The sequence below is a fragment of the Streptomyces sp. NPDC002209 genome, assembly GCF_042890265.1.
Lineage (GTDB): Bacteria > Actinomycetota > Actinomycetes > Streptomycetales > Streptomycetaceae > Streptomyces.
Genome location: NZ_JBIARX010000004.1, coordinates 52,443 through 68,269, shown reverse-complemented (window position 1 = coordinate 68,269; position 15,827 = coordinate 52,443). Strand labels below are relative to the sequence as shown.

Here is a 15,827-nt window from a genome sequence, read left to right as displayed (position 1 = left end):
CCGGGGGCGGCAGGTCTCGTCACGGGGGAGGTGCGGTGGCGTACCCCCTCTGACCAGGTGTTGTCACACACCGGCCCGTTCCCTGCTTTATCTGCCGGAGGCGGGCACTTCAGCACCGCCGTAGTGGAGGAGTGCAGCAGATGGATCCCGCCCTGATCGTCTCGGCAGTGCCCCTGGTGCTCGGTTTCTCGGTGAGACTGCTCCGCCCTTGGATCACGGCGCGCTCGGACATCCGGAAGGCCGAGCTGGCCCAGGACGGGCTCTCGGAGCGGCTGCGTTCGCTGCCGCCGGGGAGCCGCCTGGTGGAGAAGGACGGCGACCGGCAGGTCGAGATCGTGGTCGGCGGGCAAGGCCGGACGGAGCGGAGCGAACGGACGTGACCGAACTGCCGGTGACCGCCACGACGGCCGGACTCCATTCGGCCGGACGCCGGTCGGGCGAAGGCCCCGATGCGTTACCGCGGGACGACTTCGATGCCCTGTACGTCCAGGAGATGCGTGCGGTGACCGTGCACCTGATCTACCGGGGTGCGACGCCCTACGAGGCCGCCGATGCGGCGCACGAGGCCTTCATCGCCCTCCTTCCGGACCGATGGCGGACCATCGAGTATCCGGCGGCGTACCTCAGGAAGGTTGCATGGACGAACTATCTCCGCCAGGCCCATCACCGGGAGTCGCCCACGGATCCGGTCCCCGACCGCCCCGGGGGAACCTGCCCGATCGGTGAGGTCATGCTGACCGAGGCCCAGCGACGCATCGTGCACGCGATCCAGCAGCTGTCGCCGGCACAGCGGGAGGTCCTGGCATGGCGACTGGACGAGTTCGAGTACGCGGAGATCGCGGATTTCACGGGCAAGACCGAGGAGGCCCTGCGTACGAATGCCAAGCGAGGCAGGGCAAGGCTGAAGGACCTCCTGCTCGTCGCGGAAGCCGGCCGGAACGAGGGAGGTGCTTCGAATGAGTGACCAGTGGGACGACCACGGTGAGGCCGACGGCCTCCTCGACGCGCTTCTCTTCGCCCACACGAGGAGGCTGCGCGATGCGATCGGCGACGCCCTCGACGTCGACTCCGGACTGGCGAACCTCCGGCCCCTGAGGGAGCCCGTGCGGCAGACGGGGGAGAACTCGGGGGGAGGGGAGAGCGCGGCAGTCCGGGCGGCGCCCGCGAGGCGTACGAACATCGCCGGCGAGGGCACCGCGGTGGAGCGGCTCGTTGCCACCCTGCGCCACGAGAAGCGTCAGGTCGCCGGGCTGCGCGAGAGGTTCCAGGCCGTCGGACCGACCGGGTTCAGCGCCGTCCGGTCCAGGCACATCTCGAACAGCCTGCTCACCTACGGCTCCTACCTCGGAGGTCTCGCAGAGGATTTCGGAAGCCGTAGGGGGTCGATGGACAGGGACACGGTCCTGCACGGCCTCACCACGCACCAGCAGCGCCTCGGTGGAATCCGGGTGCAGTTCGCGGGCGCGGCCGCCGGTACGGATCAGCAGACACAGGGGGAGTGGAAGGTCTTGGTGCTCCTCGTGGAGGAGCGTGCGGACGTCCTGCTGGACCTGCGCGGGACCATCGAGTGGCTCTTCGAGGACTCCGACTCCCTGCAGGAGGTGAACTCCTGATCCCGAGCCGGCGTCATGCACCCCGCCCCGGCGGGTGGACCGTGAGGGTTCCCTCCGGGGTGCGGGTGATGTGGGTGCCGAAGGCACGGCTGGTGCGGGCGAGGACCTCGTGGACCCGCTCGGCGTCCTTGCGCGAGGCGTGCCGCAGGCGCATCCGGTGGGCCTGCAGGGGAACGAGGCGGGCGTGGTCGAGCCGCCCCGTCTCCGGCTCCAGCGAGACGAAGTACAGCAGCCGCAGATCGTCCCTGTACTGCTCGTGGCCGCCGATGCCCTCGTAGTCGTCGATCAGGTCGCCGCAGCCGTACAGGACCGGATGCCCCCGGTACACCTCGAGCGGACGCGGATGGTGCGAGGAGTGCCCGTGGACGGCGTCCGCCCCGCCGTCCACGAGTGCGTGGGCGAACCGGATCTGGTCGCCCGGGACGGCGTAGCCCCAGTTGGAACCCCAATGGATCGAGACGACCACGAGGTCGCCGGAGCGTTTCACCTGCCGGATGCGGCCGACCACCTCGGCCGCGGCCGCATCGGATGCCTCGTCGCAGAAGTCGATCCCGCTCCGCTGCGCAGTGGCCGCCCAGGTGTGGGGGATGCCGCTCGACGCCATGCCCAGGGAGAAGACCAGCAGGCGCCGGTGCCCGGGGAGGGGGACGGCCGCGGGCCGCCGCGCCTCGTCGAGGTCGCGGCCCGCTCCCGCCGTCCGCAGCCCTGCCGCGGCGAGCGCGTCGAGGGTCTCGGCGAGCCCTTTCCGGCCGTAGTCCAGGACATGGTTGTTGGCGAGGACGCAGACGTCGGGACGGGCGGCGGCCAGGCAGGGCAGGTTGGCGGGGTGCATCCGGTAGTGGACCGCTTTGCCGGGGGCGATGTCGTCGCTCTGGGTGACGGACGTCTCCAGGTTGAGGATCCGGGCGTTCGGCGCGGCCGTGTCGAGGACGGCCAGCGCTTCTCCCCAGGGCCAGGAGAAGGCTGCCGGACGCGGGATCGTGCCGTTCGCCGCCTGCGCCAGCTCGACGTACGTGCGGGCGTCGGTGACGTAGGCCTCCGGCAGGGACGCGTCGCCGGGGTGCGGAAGGATCTGGTCGACGCCGCGGCCGAGCATGACGTCCCCGGCGAGGAACACCTGCACGAGTTCACCGCCCATGCCTCCAGGCTAGCGAGCTCGTGCAGGTGGCCGGCGAGCCGCCGTTCCGGCGACTGCCGGCCCGGCCGCCCCGGCACGCAGGGCTCAGGGCCCCTCCGTCGACTCGGCGATGCGCTTGATGCGCGCAAGGCGCCTGTCCCAGTCGGCGGCGAGTGCGGCCATCCAGCGGGCCGTCGCGTCCAGCGCCGCGGGACGTACCGCGTACCGGACCTCGCGTCCGACCCGGCTGCCCGACACCAGACCGGCGGCGTCCAGCACGGCGAGGTGCTTGACCACGGCCTGGCGCGAGACGGGAAGCCGGTCCGCGAGCGCCGTCGCGGAGGCCTCGCCCTGCGCCGCGAGCAGATCGAGCAGTCGCCGTCGCGTGGGGTCGGCCAGGGCGGCGAGGACGTCGTCGACGGCCTCCGCCCCGCCGCGGTCTTCGTCCGTCACGCGGAGGACTGCTCGGTGCGCTTCTTGAGGGCGTCGAGCACCTGGGGCCAGCCTCCGGTGTTGTCCTTCACGGCCTTGGCGCGCAGGTCCTCGGGCCCGGCCAGGGACGCGAATCCGCTCTCGACGACGCGGAGCCTCGTCTTGTCGCCTTCCGCGGTCAGCGTGAACTCCACGAGGGTGCTGTTGTCCTCGCGCAGCTCCTCTCCCGGGAACGCGCTGGCCCAGCGGTACGCCAGGTAGGTCTGGGGCTCGACCTTCTCCACGCGCACCGGGAAATCGCCGTACTCGGGGTTCCGCGCCACGAGGGACTCTCCTTCCCGCGCCTGGGTGCCGGACGCGCTCGCCGGGTCGGCGACCCAGAAGCCGGGCTCCGCCACCAGTGGCCAGACCCGGTCCACGGGTGCGTCGATCAGGGTTTCGCGTTCGATCCGGTCTTCGCTCATGACGGAACTCCTTCATCCGCGATCCAATGGTGCAACTCCAGGGTTGCACGTCAGTCTTTCAGGTGCAACCCGGAGGTTGCGTCTGGGGCCTCGCGTCGGGGAGCGCCCCGCCGCCTACGCGGGATCGTCCCCGCTGCGGCCCGGCTCGGAGAATTCCGCCTTCCCGGGGAGGAGGGCGACCGCCGCGGCCGCCGTGACCAGCACGGCTGCGCCCACGTAGAACGCGGCCGAGACGGCGGCGGTGACCGCAGCCTTGAGAACCGGGACCAGGTCGGCGGGGATCCCGGCGGGCAGGGGTGACCCCTGCTGTGTCGCCGCCACCGTCTTCCCGATGGACCGCTCGACCTGGTCGAAGCGGTCGGCAGGGATACGGCCGTCCCGTTCGAGGAGCTGACTCAGCCGCGCGCCCTGGAGGTTCGCCACGGTCGCGCCCATGACCGCCAGGCCCAGCGCTGCACTGATCTCCCGGGCGGTCTGCAACACCCCCGCCGCGGTGCCCCGCATCCGCGTGGCGGTGCCGCTCAGTGCAGTGACCCAGGCCGGGCTGACGCACAGCCCCATCCCGATGCCCATCACGCAGTAGAAGGGCGCCAGCCAGCCGTAGTCCTGCCGATGCACCTGCGCCGCCGCACCGAGCAGAGCCCCCACGCACAGCACCATGCCGATTCCCAGGGGGACGCGCGGCCCCAGGCGGTCGTACAGCCTTCCGCCGAGGGGCGCGCACACAGCCGTGGGGAGGGTGAGCGGCAGTACGGCGAGGCCGGCTTCGAACGGGGACATTCCCACGACGTCCTGCAGCCAGATGACCCCGAACACGGCGAATCCCACGAACGCGAAACGCACCGTCGAGATGACGGCCGCTCCCACCGAGAACTCCCTGTTCGCGAACAGCTCGAGGTGTACGAGCGGATCCGGACGCCGCCGTTCGCGTACCACCAGGAGCGTCATCAGAACGGCTCCGGTGGCGAGCAGTGAGACGACGGTCGCCGAGGACCATCCCCAGTACCGTGCCTGCATGAGCGGGAGGACCACGCACACCAGGCCGCCGATCAACAGGGGTGCGCTCGCCCAGTCGACCCGCTCGCGCCGGGGTGGCCCGCTCGTGAGCAGGAAATGAGCGAGGAGCAGCGCGCCGATGCCCAGGGGCGGGTTCACGAAGAAGATCGCGCGCCAGGAGAACGCCGTCGTCAACGCGCCCCCGATCAGCGGAGCCGTGCCGTACAGCAAGGTGGAGACGCTGGAGGCGATGCCCATGGCCTGGCCCCGCTCCCCGCGTCCGAATTCCTTGATGATGAGCACCTGGGAGGCGGGCCGGAGGATCGCTGCACCGGCACCCTGGGCGGCGCGCGCGGCGATGAGCCAGGCGTCGGACTGGGCCAGACCCGCCCCGATCGAGGCGACGACGAACACTACGGTTCCGAAGCGGAAGGCGCGTTCGGGCCCGAAGACGTCGCCGATCCGCCCGCCGAGCGGGCTCATGCAGGCGAAACTGAGCAGATACGCATTGATGATCCACTGCGCTCCGGTGGTCGAAGCGTCCAGATCCCGCTGGATGGTGGGGAGGGCGACCAGTACCACCAGTGCATCGATCGCGATCATCGACGAAGCGCAGGTCATCACGCCCAGGACCCACCAACGGTGACGCTCGCTCATGAACTGCTGTCGCCGCTTCACGCGTTCCCTTCCGGTGGGTTCCGAGCGACGGGGACCAGAGCCTGGAGGGAGTTCGGCCTGCTTCGAGAAGGGCACAACGGTAACAAGACGGGCTGACTCCGCCCGTCCGGACACTCTGACGAAGGGGCGTCGGCTGCCTCTCGAGAGACCTTCAGGCATCCCCGCCGGGCCCTCGTCGCGGCCAGTCGGGGGCGGGGTCCTCGGTGAGGAGCGGCCGGAGGGCGCCGATAACCGATCCGATGCAGACGTCGCGCAGCTGGTTGCGGGTGCAGGTCTCGTGGGTGAGCCAGTCGACGCAGAGGATCTGGACGAAGACCAGCCAGCTCTTCAGGACGCCGTTCACGGCCTCGCGGGCGCTCTCGTCCACGAGGAGGAGGGCGGTCAACAGTCGCGCACGGAGCGCGTCGAGCTCGTTCGTCATGATCGTCTGGATGACCGGGTCGCCCGCGAGGACCCGGTTCGCAGCGAGGACGGCGTTGCGGTTCGCCACGAAGTAGTCGAGGTGGACGTCCATGCCCTGGATGAGCTGTTCCACGAGGGAGTCGGCGGGGGCGAGCCGTGTCTCGGCGAGCAACTGGTCCGCCGCCTGCTGGTACACGGCTGCGAAGAGGGCGTGCTTGCTGGGGAAGTGACGGTAGAGCAGGGCCCGTGAGACGCCGGCTTCTTCGGCGACGTCCTCCATCAGTACGTCGGCGTACGGGTGGACGGCGAAGAGCCGTGCGCCGACGGCGAGGAGCTGGGCGCGGCGGTCGTCGGGGGCGAGTCGCTGGCGGGGAGACATGGACACAGTTTAGTTGACATGTGTCTACTACTGCCTCAAGGTGTTAGTAGACACATGTCAACTAGGCTCCACCAAAGACGGGTCGGAGGGACCATGGTCAGGGCTCTGCGCGTACTCACACGGTCGATGGGCTGGGCCTGCGTGGCGATCGGCCTGCTCCACGTGGCCCTCGGCAACGCCGCTGTCCCCGGCGCCGGTTCCGCCGGCGCAACGGTCGACAGCTGGGGCAGGTTCATGGGGGCCGCCTTCGTCGGCTACGGACTGGCCTGGCTCTGGGCGGCACGCCGGCGTCCGATCCCGGCTCCGGCGGTGCGATGGCTCGCCGGCGTCTTCCTGCTGGGTGGCGTGGCGCGGCTGCTCTCGCTCGCCGTGCACGGCTGGCCGCAGTGGTTCCAGATCGCCCTGGCGGCGATCGAGCTCGGCATGCCTCCCGTCTTCTTCTGGCTCGCCGACGCCGAGGAGCGGGCGCTGCGCGGCAACGCGGAGGTCGTGCCCGCCGGGTGATGAACACGGCCGCGCCCGTGTGCGGGCGTGCCCGGGCCCGGGACGCTGATCCGCGGCTTCTCCACCGGCAAGGGCTGCGCGGCGGCCTTGGTGCACGTGCTCGCGGAGCGGGCTGATCGACTACGAGGCTCCGGCTCGGTGCTCGCCCGGCCGCCCTTCCTGCGGTACCAGCCGCAGGATGTCCCCGCGCTCGAGGGCCGTGTAGAGGGCCCCGTCCGGGCCGAAGGCCAGCCCGTGCGGCTCGCAGTCCGGTGCGGGCAGCGGGTACCGCGTCAGCTCCCCGGCCACGGTCAAGCGGCCGATGTGCGAAGTGGCCCACTCCGTGAACCACAGGGCGCCGTCCGGTCCCGCCGTGATCGCGTGGGGACGGCACAGCGGATCGGGCAGCGGGTGACCGGTGATCTCCCCCGACGTCGTGATCCGGCCGATCCGGCCCGCTCCGATCTCGGTGAACCACAGGGCGCCGTCCGGCCCCGCGGTGATCCCCACCGGTCCGGCCGTCGCGGTCGGCAGGGGGTGGACGGTCACCTCGCCCGCCGTCGTGATCCGGCCGAGGGCATGGGCCCGGTTGAGCGTGAACCACAGCGCGCCGTCACCACCCGACGCGATCATGGAGGGGAAGGCGCCGCTGAGCCCGGGCAGCGCGAACTCCCTTACGGTGCCGTCCACTTCCATCCGGCCGATCCGGTCCGAGTTCATGCCCGTGAACCACAGTGCCCCGTCCGGGCCGGTGGTCATGCCGTACGGGCCGCTGCCCGGCGTGGGGACGGGGTACGAGCGCGATGTGCCGTCGGTGGTGATGCGTCCGATCCTGTCGTCCCGCATGCGGGTGAACCAGAGCGCGCCATCGGGTCCGGCGGTGATCTGGGCGGGCCCGCAGTCCGGCGAGTCCAGCGGGAACTCGGTCACGGGCGTCCGGCCGACGGGGTCGAGGCGGGCGATGCGCCCGGCGTGGACGAGGGTGCACCACAGCGCTCCGTCGGGGCCTGTGGTCAGGGCGTAGGGGCCTGATGCGGCATCGGCCACGGGGAAGGAGCGGCCGGTGGTGAGGGACACGTCGCGGGGCATGGGGTCCTTTCGGCACAGCGGGACGGGACGGGACAGGGCGGGGCGGCGCGGGGCGCCGTTGTCAGGCGGCAGCGGGGGCAGGCGTGTGACGCGTCGCCGGCTGGAGGTCCAGGACGCTCCCCTGCCAGCGCGAGCGCAGCATGCGGTCGTGGCTGACGACGACCACCGCGCCGGGGAAACCGGTCAGCGCGGCCTCCAGCTCCTCCACCAGCGCGGGGGAGAGGTGGTTGGTGGGCTCGTCCAGCAGCAGGAGGTCGTACGGCTCGCTCACCAGCCGGGCCAGTGCCAGGCGCTGCCGCTGTCCTGCCGACAGGCTGCCCACCGGGAGGTTCACCTGGTCGCGGGTGAACAGGTCCAGGGAGAGCAGCTGTTCGGCATGTTCGCCGGGGCCGCCGGCCCGACCGTGCCCGAAGGCCGCCAGGACGCTGCGGCCCGACGGGACGGGGTCGGGCGACTGGCGCAGCCGGCCGGTCCGTCCGCGTCGTACGAGGTGTCCGCGGGCCGTCGGCCCGGCCGCCGCGGCGTCCCCGGCCAGCAGGCCCAACAGGGTGCTCTTCCCCGCCCCGTTGGGGCCGCCGACCAGCAGCCGGTCACCGGCGGAGAGGGTCAGGCCGACCGGGGCCAGCCGTCCTGGGACCTCCAGCGCCGCTGCCGACACCAGCAGCCCGTGCGTCCGGCCCGAACGCGGGGCGGCGGTGAAGCGCAGCGGCTCGGGCGGCGCGGCCAGGGGGTGGGCGAGCAGCCGCTCCAACCGTTCCCCGGCCTGGCCACCCGCCCGGCCACGGACTGCTGGACCCTGCCGGCAGCCCGGTCGTAGGCCATCTTGTTGCCGTCCTTGCGGGCCCGGCCCGGCGCCACCCTGCGGGCGCCGTCGGCCGCGCGCTCCCGCAGCGCCTCGACCTCGGCCTGCCAGGCGGCATGGGCCTCGGTGCGGCGCTGCCGGTCGGCGGCGCGCTCCGCGAGGTATCCGGCGTACCCGTTGCCGTGGCGGACGACGCGGTGGGTGTCCCCGTCCACGTCCAGCAGGACGGTGGCGACGCGGTCGAGGAACACTCGGTCGTGGGAGACGGTGACCGTGGTGCCCGCCCGACTGCGCAGGTGCTCCTCCAGCCAGGACAGGGCGCCCTCGTCGAGGTGGTTGGTCGGCTCGTCCAGCAGCAGGACCTCGGGCGCGGCGGCCAGCAGGGAGGCGAGCCGTAGCCGGACCTGTTCGCCGCCCGACAGGCCGCCGACCCTGCGGTCGCGGGGGACGTGGACCAGTCCGAGGCCGTGCAGGGCGCGCTCGACGCGGGCATCGGCCTCGTAACCGCCGCGGAGTTCGTAGCCGGTCAGCAGGTCGGCGTAGGCGGTGAGCAGGGTGGGGTCGGTTGCGGCGGCGCCGTCCGCCATGCGCTGCTCCATCAGGCGCAACTCCGCCTCGACGGCGCGCAGTCGGGCGAGGGAGCGGTCGATGACCTGCTGCACGGTCAGCTGCCCGGGCAGCTCCTCTTCCTGGGGGAGGTACCCGATGCCCCCGTCTGCGCGGGTGATGATCCGGCCCCGGTCCGGGCGCTCGACGCCCGCGAAGAGGCGGAGCAGGGTCGACTTGCCGGAGCCGTTCTCGCCGACGATGCCGATCCGGCCGCCGGGCGGGAGGGAGCAGCTGACGGAGTCGAGGACGAGGCGGCCCTCGTAGGCCTTGGTGACGTCAAGCGCGGTGAGCTGTGCGGTGGTTGCGGTCATACGGAGACTCCTGGGGGTGGGCGGCGAGGGGGAGGGCGGCTCGGGCGGCGGAACGGATGCGGATGAGCATCGAGGACTCCTTAATGCGACGACTGTTGCTTTAAGATGGTGCCATGATGACGACGCCGGCTGCAAGCGATCTTCCGGACCACGACGCGGGTGGGGGACGGCCCGCCTCGGCCGGAACCGCCGGGACCCGGCGCCGGACCGGAGGTCGCAGTGCCCGGGTACGCGCCCAGGTCCTGGCGGCCGTCGGGGAGGTCCTGGTCGCCTCCGGGTACGACGCGCTCACCGTGGACGCCGTGGCCGAACGGGCGGGAGTCCACCGCACCACCGTCTACCGGCGCTGGCGTGACGTCGGCGGACTGCTGGCCGACGTCCTCGACGCGGCGGCCGACGACACCTGGGAGCCCGCCGACACCGGGTCCCTGGAGGGCGACCTCACCGCTCTCAACCAGGAGGTCTACGACGCCCTGCATCCGGGACACCCCGGCCCGGGCGGCAGCCTCACCACGGCGTTGATCGCCGCGTCCTTCCGCTCCGCCGAAGCCGCGGGGGCGCTGACCCGCTTCTGGGAGGGCCGCTACGCCCGCTGCGCACCGGTCGTCGCCCGGGCGGTGGACCGCGGCGAGGTCCCGCCCGGTCCGGATCCCCGGGCCCTGCTGGTGGCTGCCACGGCCCCGCTCTACCAGGAGCTGCTCCTGCTGCGGGCCGCCCCCGATCCCGCCCTGCCGCGCCGTGCGGCGTGCGCCGCACGGGCCGCGGCGGCCGCGGGGGCCTTCACGCGGGCCCCGGACGAGCCGCCCGCGGTGTGATGCGGCCTGACGCGGCAAAGGCCCCTGCCCCGTGGGGCCTTCGCCCCACTTCGGCGTGACGCGCATCACCGTCGCGGTGCTTCGGGTCCGGCATGCGTGATCATGACCGGATGGACGCTCGTTTCGTTGGTATCCCCGAGCTGGCCGAAGCCCCGTCCGTGGCGGTCGTGGTCGACGTCATGCGTGCCTTCACGGTGGCTGCCTGGGCCTTTGGCCAGGGGGCGGAAAAGATCGTCCTCGCCGAGTCGCTGGACGACGCCCTGGCACTCAAGGCCCGCCACCCGGATTGGGTGGCGCTCAAAGACGGTCCGCCCGCGCCCGGATTCGACACCGTCAACTCACCCGGCCTGCTGCGGTCGATCGACCTCGGCGGACGGACCGTCGTGCAGAAGACCACGGCAGGGACGGTCGGCGCCCTTGCGGTCAAGGAAGCGTCGCTGGTGCTGTGCGCCGGCTTCGTGGTGGCAGGGGCAACGGCTCTGCTCCTCCGGGTACGCGAGTGTGACAGCGTCACGTTCGTCGTCACCGGCGAAGACGGGCACGCCGACGAAGACCTGGCGTGCGCCCAGTACATCGCCCGGAGGGCCGACGACGCCGGGACGGACGCAGCCGAGTTCCTCCGCCGCGCCGGCGAGTCGCGCGCCGCGGCCGAGCTGACGGAAGGCGTGCGGCAAGGAACCCATCCCGATGACGTCGCACTCTGCCTCGAGCTCGACCGCTTCCCCTTCGCCATGGTGGCGACCTTGGAAGACGCGCTCATGGTCCTCCGTCCGTGCACCGTGCCGTCGCCGACCGGCTGATCCCATGCCGGGCTCGCCAGGGCCGGTTGTTGCCATTCGATCGCGCAAAGGGGTTCACCAGGCGCGGCCGCTGGGGTAGAGAGAGCGGGGGCTCACGCGGCGGGGACGGGGCCCGTGCGAAGGGACGGGCATGTCGTTTCTGGTGGAGTTACCTGTGGGCGCGGCCGGCGAGACCTCCGATGTGGTGCGGGTGCAGATCTCGGAGGCGGAGGAGGGGCTGGTCCGGGTCGCCCGACCGGGTCAGGTCGTGGCCCGGGCCACGCGGTCCCTGGGGGAGATGCTGTCCGGGGTCCGGCCGGTCGCCCAGCGGTTCGTCGAGAGCTTTCGCGGCATGGCTGACGCCCCCGACGAGATCGTGGTCGAGTTCGGGTTGTCGCTTTCCGCCGAAGCCGATGTGGTGATCTCCAGCACGGCGGCCGAGGCCAACTTCAGCGTATCGCTGACCTGGCACAAATCACCGCCCACCGACTCCGGTTCCCCTTCGGCCGCGCCCGCCGCGTCCGCCGGCTCGGAACAGTGAGCTCGCCGCCCCCTGATGCCGCCGGGGCGGCGGGTCCGAGGGTCTTCGACGCGGCCGTGCTGCGCATCCGCGATGGCCGCGGCGACACCGTGGGCCTTGGCTTCCTGGTCACCGCGGATCTGGCCCTCACCTGCGCGCACGTGGTCTCTGCGGCGCTGGGCCTTCCCGAGGACGTAGAACCGGACGCCTCCGCCCGGCTCGACATCGGCCTGCCACTACAGGCGCCGGCCGCGGGGGACGGGCCGGGTGCGACGGCGAGCGTCGAGTCCTGGTTGCCGCCACGGTCCTCGTCCGGTACCGGGGATGTGGCCGTGCTCCGGCTGAGCGCTCCCCTGCCCGGCTCGCATCCCCTCCGGCTGGTCGAGGCTCAGGACGTGTGGGGCCATCCCGCACGTGCCTTCGGCTTTCCCCACGGCCGCCCCGGTGGGGTATGGCATTCCGGCGTGCTGCGGGCCCGGCAGGCCAACGGCTGGGTACAGGTCGACCTGGCCGCCCGCGGCTATCGGGTGTCACGAGGCTTCAGCGGCGGGCCCGTCTGGGACGACAAGCTCGCCGGCGTGGTCGGCATGATGGCGGTGGCGGAGACCGGCGATCCTGCGGCGAGTTACCTGATCCCCACCGACGGACTGCTGTCGGCCGTGCCGGAACTGCGGGATCTCGTCCTTCCGCCCTCGCCGTACCGCAGCCTGTCACCGTTCCAGGAGGCCGATGCGCAGGTCTTCCACGGCAGGGAGCCCGAGACCGCCGAACTCGTCGCGATGCTCGCCCGCAATCGGTGGACCACCGTCGTCGGTCCCTCCGGATCGGGCAAGTCCTCGCTGGCCATGGCCGGAGTCCTGCCGCGGATCCGAGCGGCCGGGGACATCACCGTGGTCCTGCGCCCCGCTTCCGGCGGAAACCCGCTGTCGGCCCTCGCCGCCGCGCTTCTGCCGCTGCTGGAGCCCGAACTGTCCGAGACTCAACGCCTCGAGCGGATTCCCGCCATGGCGGGCCTGCTCCGCCGACGGGGACCGGCCGACATGGTGCGCCGCCTCCTCGAGTTGCACGGGGGCCAGCGGCTCCTCGTCCTGGTGGACCAGTTCGAGGAACTGCTCGCACTCGCCCCCGCGGCCGTCGACGAGCTCGCCGAGGTCCTCTTCGACGAGGCGCTGCCCACGACGGTCAGGGTGCTGACCACGCTGCGCGCCGATTTCCTGGAGGCGGTCCTCGCCCACCCCCGCCTCGGGCACGTCCTCAGCCGACAGGTCTACGCGCTCGGCCCGATGAGCGGCGGACAACTCAGGGAAATCGTCACGGCCCCCGTCGACGCCATCCCCGGCGTGTACTACGAACCCCACCTGGTCGACCGCATCCTTGCCGACACCAGCAGCGAGCCGGGCGCCCTGGCACTCCTCGGGTTCACCCTGGACCTGCTGTGGCAGCAGCAGGGCGGCGGAGCCCTGACGCACCAGGCGTACGAACAACTCGGCGGTGTCCCCGGCGCTCTCGGGGCCCATGCCGACCAGGTCTGGGGGGAGCAGGTGGCTCCGGAGGACGAACCGGCCGCCCGGCGCCTTTTCACCCAGCTCATCCGTGTGCCGCTCGAATCGGCGGCCGCCACACGCCGGACGGCGCTGCGGAGCGAGCTGGGGGAGGACGAGTGGCTGATCGCCCAGCGGCTCGCCGCCACCCGGCTGCTGGTGGCGGGCCGCAGCCCCGAAGACTCCGAGACGGTCGAGCTCTCCCACGAGGCGCTGATCACCGGCTGGAGCAAGCTGGGCGCATGGGCCGCGGAAGACCGTTCCTTCCTGGTCTGGCGGGAGACGCTGCGGCACGACCGGCAACGCTGGGAGCACGGCGGGCGCGCCGTGGAGCTGCTGCCCACCGCCATCGCACTGGACGCTGCCCGGCATTGGCTGAGCGAGCGCGGCAGCGATCTGACGGAGGCCGAACGCGGCTATCTGGATCTGGGGCGCGGCCTGCTCCGGTCACGCAACCGCAAGCGGAAGGCGCTGTTGTCCGGCATCGGGACGGTCGTCGCCCTCGCGCTGGTCCTCGCGAGCCTGTTCTTCTCCGCCCAGGAGCAGGGCCGCCGGCAAAGGACGCTGGCCCTCTCCCGCGGGCTGACCCAGATGGCACAGGGCGAGAAACCCTACGACGCGACCCTTTCGGCGATGCTCGCCCTGGCGGCGTACAAGACCTCCCCCACCCAGGAAGCACGCAACGAGCTGCTGCAGCAGTACATCGCGTACTCGGGCTCCAGCCGTGAACTGTCCGGCGTGCCGGGGAAGATCAGCTGGATGCAGACCAGCAGTGACGGCAACGTCGTGATCGCCGTGTCGGACCTCAGCGGGGCATTCGTTTTCGTCCACGCACTGAACGGACAGGTCCGCAGCGAGAGAGTGGCGGCCGACCTGAAACTGGACGACGCCCAGGTGTCCGCCGACGGCAGGCGGGCCGCGCTCGTCCGACATGACGGCACCGTCCTGTGGTTCGACATCACCACGACCGGCGGCACGATCGCCGGTCCCCTCCACGAACTTCCCAGGGTCGAGGACATGGGCCCGGGCTCGCACGGCGGCAGCCGGGCAGCCTTCTCCGCGGACGGCCGGATGATCGCGACCCGGGTGATGAACGGCACTCCGTCTGCCACCGCGACGGGCCGGCTGGTGTGGTGGAACCTGGACAGCGGCTCCGTCGCCGGCACCGTACCCGCCCCGTTCTACATGGCCACTCTGCTGCGCTTCGGTGCGGACGGCCACTCCTTCCTGGTCGACACCTTCCACGACAAGGCCGGACTGGAGGCCGTCGACATGGCCACGGGTACGGCCCGGACCGTGGTGGACCAGGTGGGCGGCACGAAACCCTCCGGCGACGGGACCGTGGCCGTGGTCTGCAACGTGGAGGGCGGCGCGGAGGGCGAACAGACGGCGGTCTACCACCGCGTCAGGATCTCGGACGGCTCCGCGCTGGGAAGCCCGTACCGAGTGAAAACGTCCGTCTGCCTCATCGGGGGCGTCGACGGATCGGGATCCAAGGTGCTCCTCGGCCCGTCCCTCCTGCGGCTGGTGGACCTGGACCGGGGCGCCATCGCTGCCGAGGCACCGGGACCGAAGGGGTCGTACGTCTACATCGACGGTCTGATATCCGCGGGCGGCAAGTTCACCGCCGTGGGCTGGTCGGACGCCCGCATCACCTACACCGAAGTATCGGAACCCATTGCGGTCCTCGACGTCGCCCAGCAGGTTCTCACCGCCGACGCCACCAAGACGATCACGGTCCTGGGCGGCGGCTCGGGCCTGCAACTGCGCCGCACACCCGGAGACCAGCTGCTCGCCGAGGTCCCGCGCCCCGAACCCTTCTGGGACACCACGAACAGCCCCCTGCGCCAGACCCGCGACGGCACGCTGTTCGCCGACCGCGACGGCAAGAACACCGTCTCCGTCAGGAACGTGTCCGACCTCCGGCAGGTGGTCCGGATCGCTGCTGCCATGCCACCCACGGGAGATCCCAAGAACCTCGACTTCACCTTCTTCTTCGACATGGACAACCACCTGGTGACCCTCTCCGGTACGAGGATCCAGCAGTGGGACGCGCGTACGGGCCAGCAGCTCGCGCAGTTCGACACCGCAGCGTTCCACCCCAGGAACGACAGCAAGGGCAAGGGCATACCGCAGGTGGTCGTCACCGCCTTTCCAGCGCCCAACCAGGTCGCCGTACTCGTCCTGGACGATCCCGTCGTCCGCATCGTCGACATCGTGACGGGCAGCACGGTCACGACCGTACGGACCGCCGCCGACGCCGTCTTCATCCGTTTCGACACCAGCGGGCGGTACTTCGCACTGTCCCGCGGCCAGAGCCATCTGGAGCTGTGGCAACGCGAACCGGCCCGCAGACAGATCAGCCCGCTGCGCAGCGTCTCGGAAAGCGCCGACACTCCGGTGGCCGGCGCGTTCATCGACGGCGGGGGCACGTTCCTGATGGCCGCCAACGGGTCGGTGCAGATCTTCGACGTCGCCCATCGCACCCTCCGCGACAGCTACGTCTTCGGCCGACCCGGCGACAACGGCAGGGGTGTCCTGTCCCGGGGGGCGTTCTCCTTCATGGACGTCTCCAGGGACGGCCGCACGGTCATCTACGCGGACGCCGACGGCAAGGGCGGCCCCCTCGCCCTGGACCCCGACCGGTGGCAGCGCGAACTGTGCGGCATCATCGGCTACCGCGAGTTCACGGCCGAGGAAAGGGGCAGCCTCCCGGTCAAGCCCCCGGAACGCCGGGTCTGCACGGCTCCCTGACCCGGGGAGCCCGACGCCGTGGACGAAGGTCCGGTCCCGGCAG

At 71.7% G+C, this 15,827-nt stretch carries 14 protein-coding genes and 1 pseudogene; 8 read left to right on the top strand and 7 right to left on the bottom strand.

What is annotated here, in order from left to right; all coding sequences use genetic code 11:
• The first annotated feature begins 140 nt into the window (after window positions 1-140).
• The 3 genes from ACFYXK_RS09795 to ACFYXK_RS09785 are packed head-to-tail and all read left to right on the top strand — an operon-like array spanning window position 141 to window position 1,613.
• Complete coding sequence (locus ACFYXK_RS09795; protein ID WP_389410617.1) at window positions 141-380, top strand: hypothetical protein; 240 nt, start codon at window positions 141-143, stop codon at window positions 378-380.
• On the top strand, window positions 377-964 hold the full coding sequence (locus ACFYXK_RS09790; protein ID WP_389410616.1) for an RNA polymerase sigma factor: 588 nt from the start codon (window positions 377-379) through the stop codon (window positions 962-964). Before ACFYXK_RS09795 ends, ACFYXK_RS09790 begins: the two co-directional genes overlap by 4 nt.
• Window positions 957-1,613 (top strand): hypothetical protein, encoded by a 657-nt coding sequence (locus ACFYXK_RS09785; protein ID WP_389410615.1) that lies wholly within the window; start codon window positions 957-959, stop codon window positions 1,611-1,613. Before ACFYXK_RS09790 ends, ACFYXK_RS09785 begins: the two co-directional genes overlap by 8 nt.
• A gap of 13 nt (window positions 1,614-1,626) precedes the next feature.
• Here the strand turns inward: ACFYXK_RS09785 and ACFYXK_RS09780 are convergent, their stop codons facing one another.
• The 5 genes from ACFYXK_RS09780 to ACFYXK_RS09760 all read right to left on the bottom strand — a co-directional run bounded on the left by ACFYXK_RS09780 (window position 1,627) and on the right by ACFYXK_RS09760 (window position 6,081).
• Window positions 1,627-2,751: a CapA family protein gene (locus ACFYXK_RS09780; RefSeq protein WP_389410614.1), complete on the bottom strand. Its 1,125-nt coding sequence runs from the start codon at window positions 2,749-2,751 to the stop codon at window positions 1,627-1,629.
• Window positions 2,752-2,835: 84 nt separating this feature from the next.
• Complete coding sequence (locus ACFYXK_RS09775; protein ID WP_389410613.1) at window positions 2,836-3,183, bottom strand: ArsR/SmtB family transcription factor; 348 nt, start codon at window positions 3,181-3,183, stop codon at window positions 2,836-2,838.
• On the bottom strand, window positions 3,180-3,626 hold the full coding sequence (locus ACFYXK_RS09770; protein WP_389410612.1) for an SRPBCC domain-containing protein: 447 nt from the start codon (window positions 3,624-3,626) through the stop codon (window positions 3,180-3,182). Before ACFYXK_RS09770 ends, ACFYXK_RS09775 begins: the two co-directional genes overlap by 4 nt.
• A 114-nt stretch (window positions 3,627-3,740) precedes the next feature.
• A complete protein-coding gene (locus tag ACFYXK_RS09765; protein WP_389410611.1) occupies window positions 3,741-5,279 on the bottom strand; it encodes an MFS transporter in 1,539 nt (512 codons plus the stop codon).
• 172 nt (window positions 5,280-5,451) lie between these two features.
• Window positions 5,452-6,081, bottom strand: a complete 630-nt coding sequence (locus ACFYXK_RS09760; protein WP_389410610.1) for a TetR/AcrR family transcriptional regulator — start codon at window positions 6,079-6,081, stop codon at window positions 5,452-5,454.
• 93 nt (window positions 6,082-6,174) lie between these two features.
• On the opposite strand from ACFYXK_RS09760, the gene ACFYXK_RS09755 reads away from it, so the two are divergent.
• The gene (locus tag ACFYXK_RS09755; RefSeq protein WP_389410609.1) at window positions 6,175-6,585 is read left to right on the top strand and encodes a DUF4345 domain-containing protein; all 411 of its coding nucleotides are present in this window, start codon (window positions 6,175-6,177) and stop codon (window positions 6,583-6,585) included.
• Window positions 6,586-6,705: 120 nt separating this feature from the next.
• Here the strand turns inward: ACFYXK_RS09755 and ACFYXK_RS09750 are convergent, their stop codons facing one another.
• Both ACFYXK_RS09750 and ACFYXK_RS09745 read right to left on the bottom strand, forming a co-directional pair.
• A complete protein-coding gene (locus tag ACFYXK_RS09750) occupies window positions 6,706-7,653 on the bottom strand; it encodes a virginiamycin B lyase (RefSeq protein WP_389410608.1) in 948 nt (315 codons plus the stop codon).
• Window positions 7,654-7,714: 61 nt separating this feature from the next.
• A pseudogene (locus tag ACFYXK_RS09745) lies at window positions 7,715-9,375 on the bottom strand (ABC-F family ATP-binding cassette domain-containing protein).
• Window positions 9,376-9,491: 116 nt separating this feature from the next.
• On the opposite strand from ACFYXK_RS09745, the gene ACFYXK_RS09740 reads away from it, so the two are divergent.
• The 4 genes from ACFYXK_RS09740 to ACFYXK_RS09725 all read left to right on the top strand — a co-directional run bounded on the left by ACFYXK_RS09740 (window position 9,492) and on the right by ACFYXK_RS09725 (window position 15,784).
• Window positions 9,492-10,190 carry a TetR/AcrR family transcriptional regulator gene (locus ACFYXK_RS09740; RefSeq protein WP_389410948.1) on the top strand — a complete coding sequence of 233 codons (699 nt, stop codon included), beginning with the start codon at window positions 9,492-9,494 and terminating at the stop codon, window positions 10,188-10,190.
• A 110-nt stretch (window positions 10,191-10,300) separates the two neighbouring features.
• Window positions 10,301-10,990: a 2-phosphosulfolactate phosphatase gene (locus ACFYXK_RS09735; protein ID WP_389410607.1), complete on the top strand. Its 690-nt coding sequence runs from the start codon at window positions 10,301-10,303 to the stop codon at window positions 10,988-10,990.
• Between the two features lie 130 nt (window positions 10,991-11,120).
• The gene (locus ACFYXK_RS09730) at window positions 11,121-11,510 is read left to right on the top strand and encodes a CU044_2847 family protein (RefSeq protein ID WP_389410606.1); all 390 of its coding nucleotides are present in this window, start codon (window positions 11,121-11,123) and stop codon (window positions 11,508-11,510) included.
• Window positions 11,507-15,784: a trypsin-like peptidase domain-containing protein gene (locus tag ACFYXK_RS09725; protein WP_389410605.1), complete on the top strand. Its 4,278-nt coding sequence runs from the start codon at window positions 11,507-11,509 to the stop codon at window positions 15,782-15,784. Before ACFYXK_RS09730 ends, ACFYXK_RS09725 begins: the two co-directional genes overlap by 4 nt.
• Window positions 15,785-15,827: the final 43 nt, after the last annotated feature.

What these genes read in the sequence shown, in the direction of transcription:
- ACFYXK_RS09730 (WP_389410606.1), top strand. Translation starts at nt 11,121, where the DNA reads ATGTCGTTTCTGGTGGAGTTACCTGTGGGCGCGGCCGGCGAGACCTCC.
- ACFYXK_RS09760 (WP_389410610.1), bottom strand. Translation starts at nt 6,081, where the DNA reads ATGTCTCCCCGCCAGCGACTCGCCCCCGACGACCGCCGCGCCCAGCTC.
- ACFYXK_RS09770 (WP_389410612.1), bottom strand. Translation starts at nt 3,626, where the DNA reads ATGAGCGAAGACCGGATCGAACGCGAAACCCTGATCGACGCACCCGTG.
- ACFYXK_RS09795 (WP_389410617.1), top strand. Translation starts at nt 141, where the DNA reads ATGGATCCCGCCCTGATCGTCTCGGCAGTGCCCCTGGTGCTCGGTTTC.
- ACFYXK_RS09765 (WP_389410611.1), bottom strand. Translation starts at nt 5,279, where the DNA reads ATGAGCGAGCGTCACCGTTGGTGGGTCCTGGGCGTGATGACCTGCGCT.
- ACFYXK_RS09750 (WP_389410608.1), bottom strand. Translation starts at nt 7,653, where the DNA reads ATGCCCCGCGACGTGTCCCTCACCACCGGCCGCTCCTTCCCCGTGGCC.
- ACFYXK_RS09735 (WP_389410607.1), top strand. Translation starts at nt 10,301, where the DNA reads ATGGACGCTCGTTTCGTTGGTATCCCCGAGCTGGCCGAAGCCCCGTCC.
- ACFYXK_RS09755 (WP_389410609.1), top strand. Translation starts at nt 6,175, where the DNA reads ATGGTCAGGGCTCTGCGCGTACTCACACGGTCGATGGGCTGGGCCTGC.
- ACFYXK_RS09785 (WP_389410615.1), top strand. Translation starts at nt 957, where the DNA reads ATGAGTGACCAGTGGGACGACCACGGTGAGGCCGACGGCCTCCTCGAC.
- ACFYXK_RS09780 (WP_389410614.1), bottom strand. Translation starts at nt 2,751, where the DNA reads ATGGGCGGTGAACTCGTGCAGGTGTTCCTCGCCGGGGACGTCATGCTC.
- ACFYXK_RS09740 (WP_389410948.1), top strand. Translation starts at nt 9,492, where the DNA reads ATGACGACGCCGGCTGCAAGCGATCTTCCGGACCACGACGCGGGTGGG.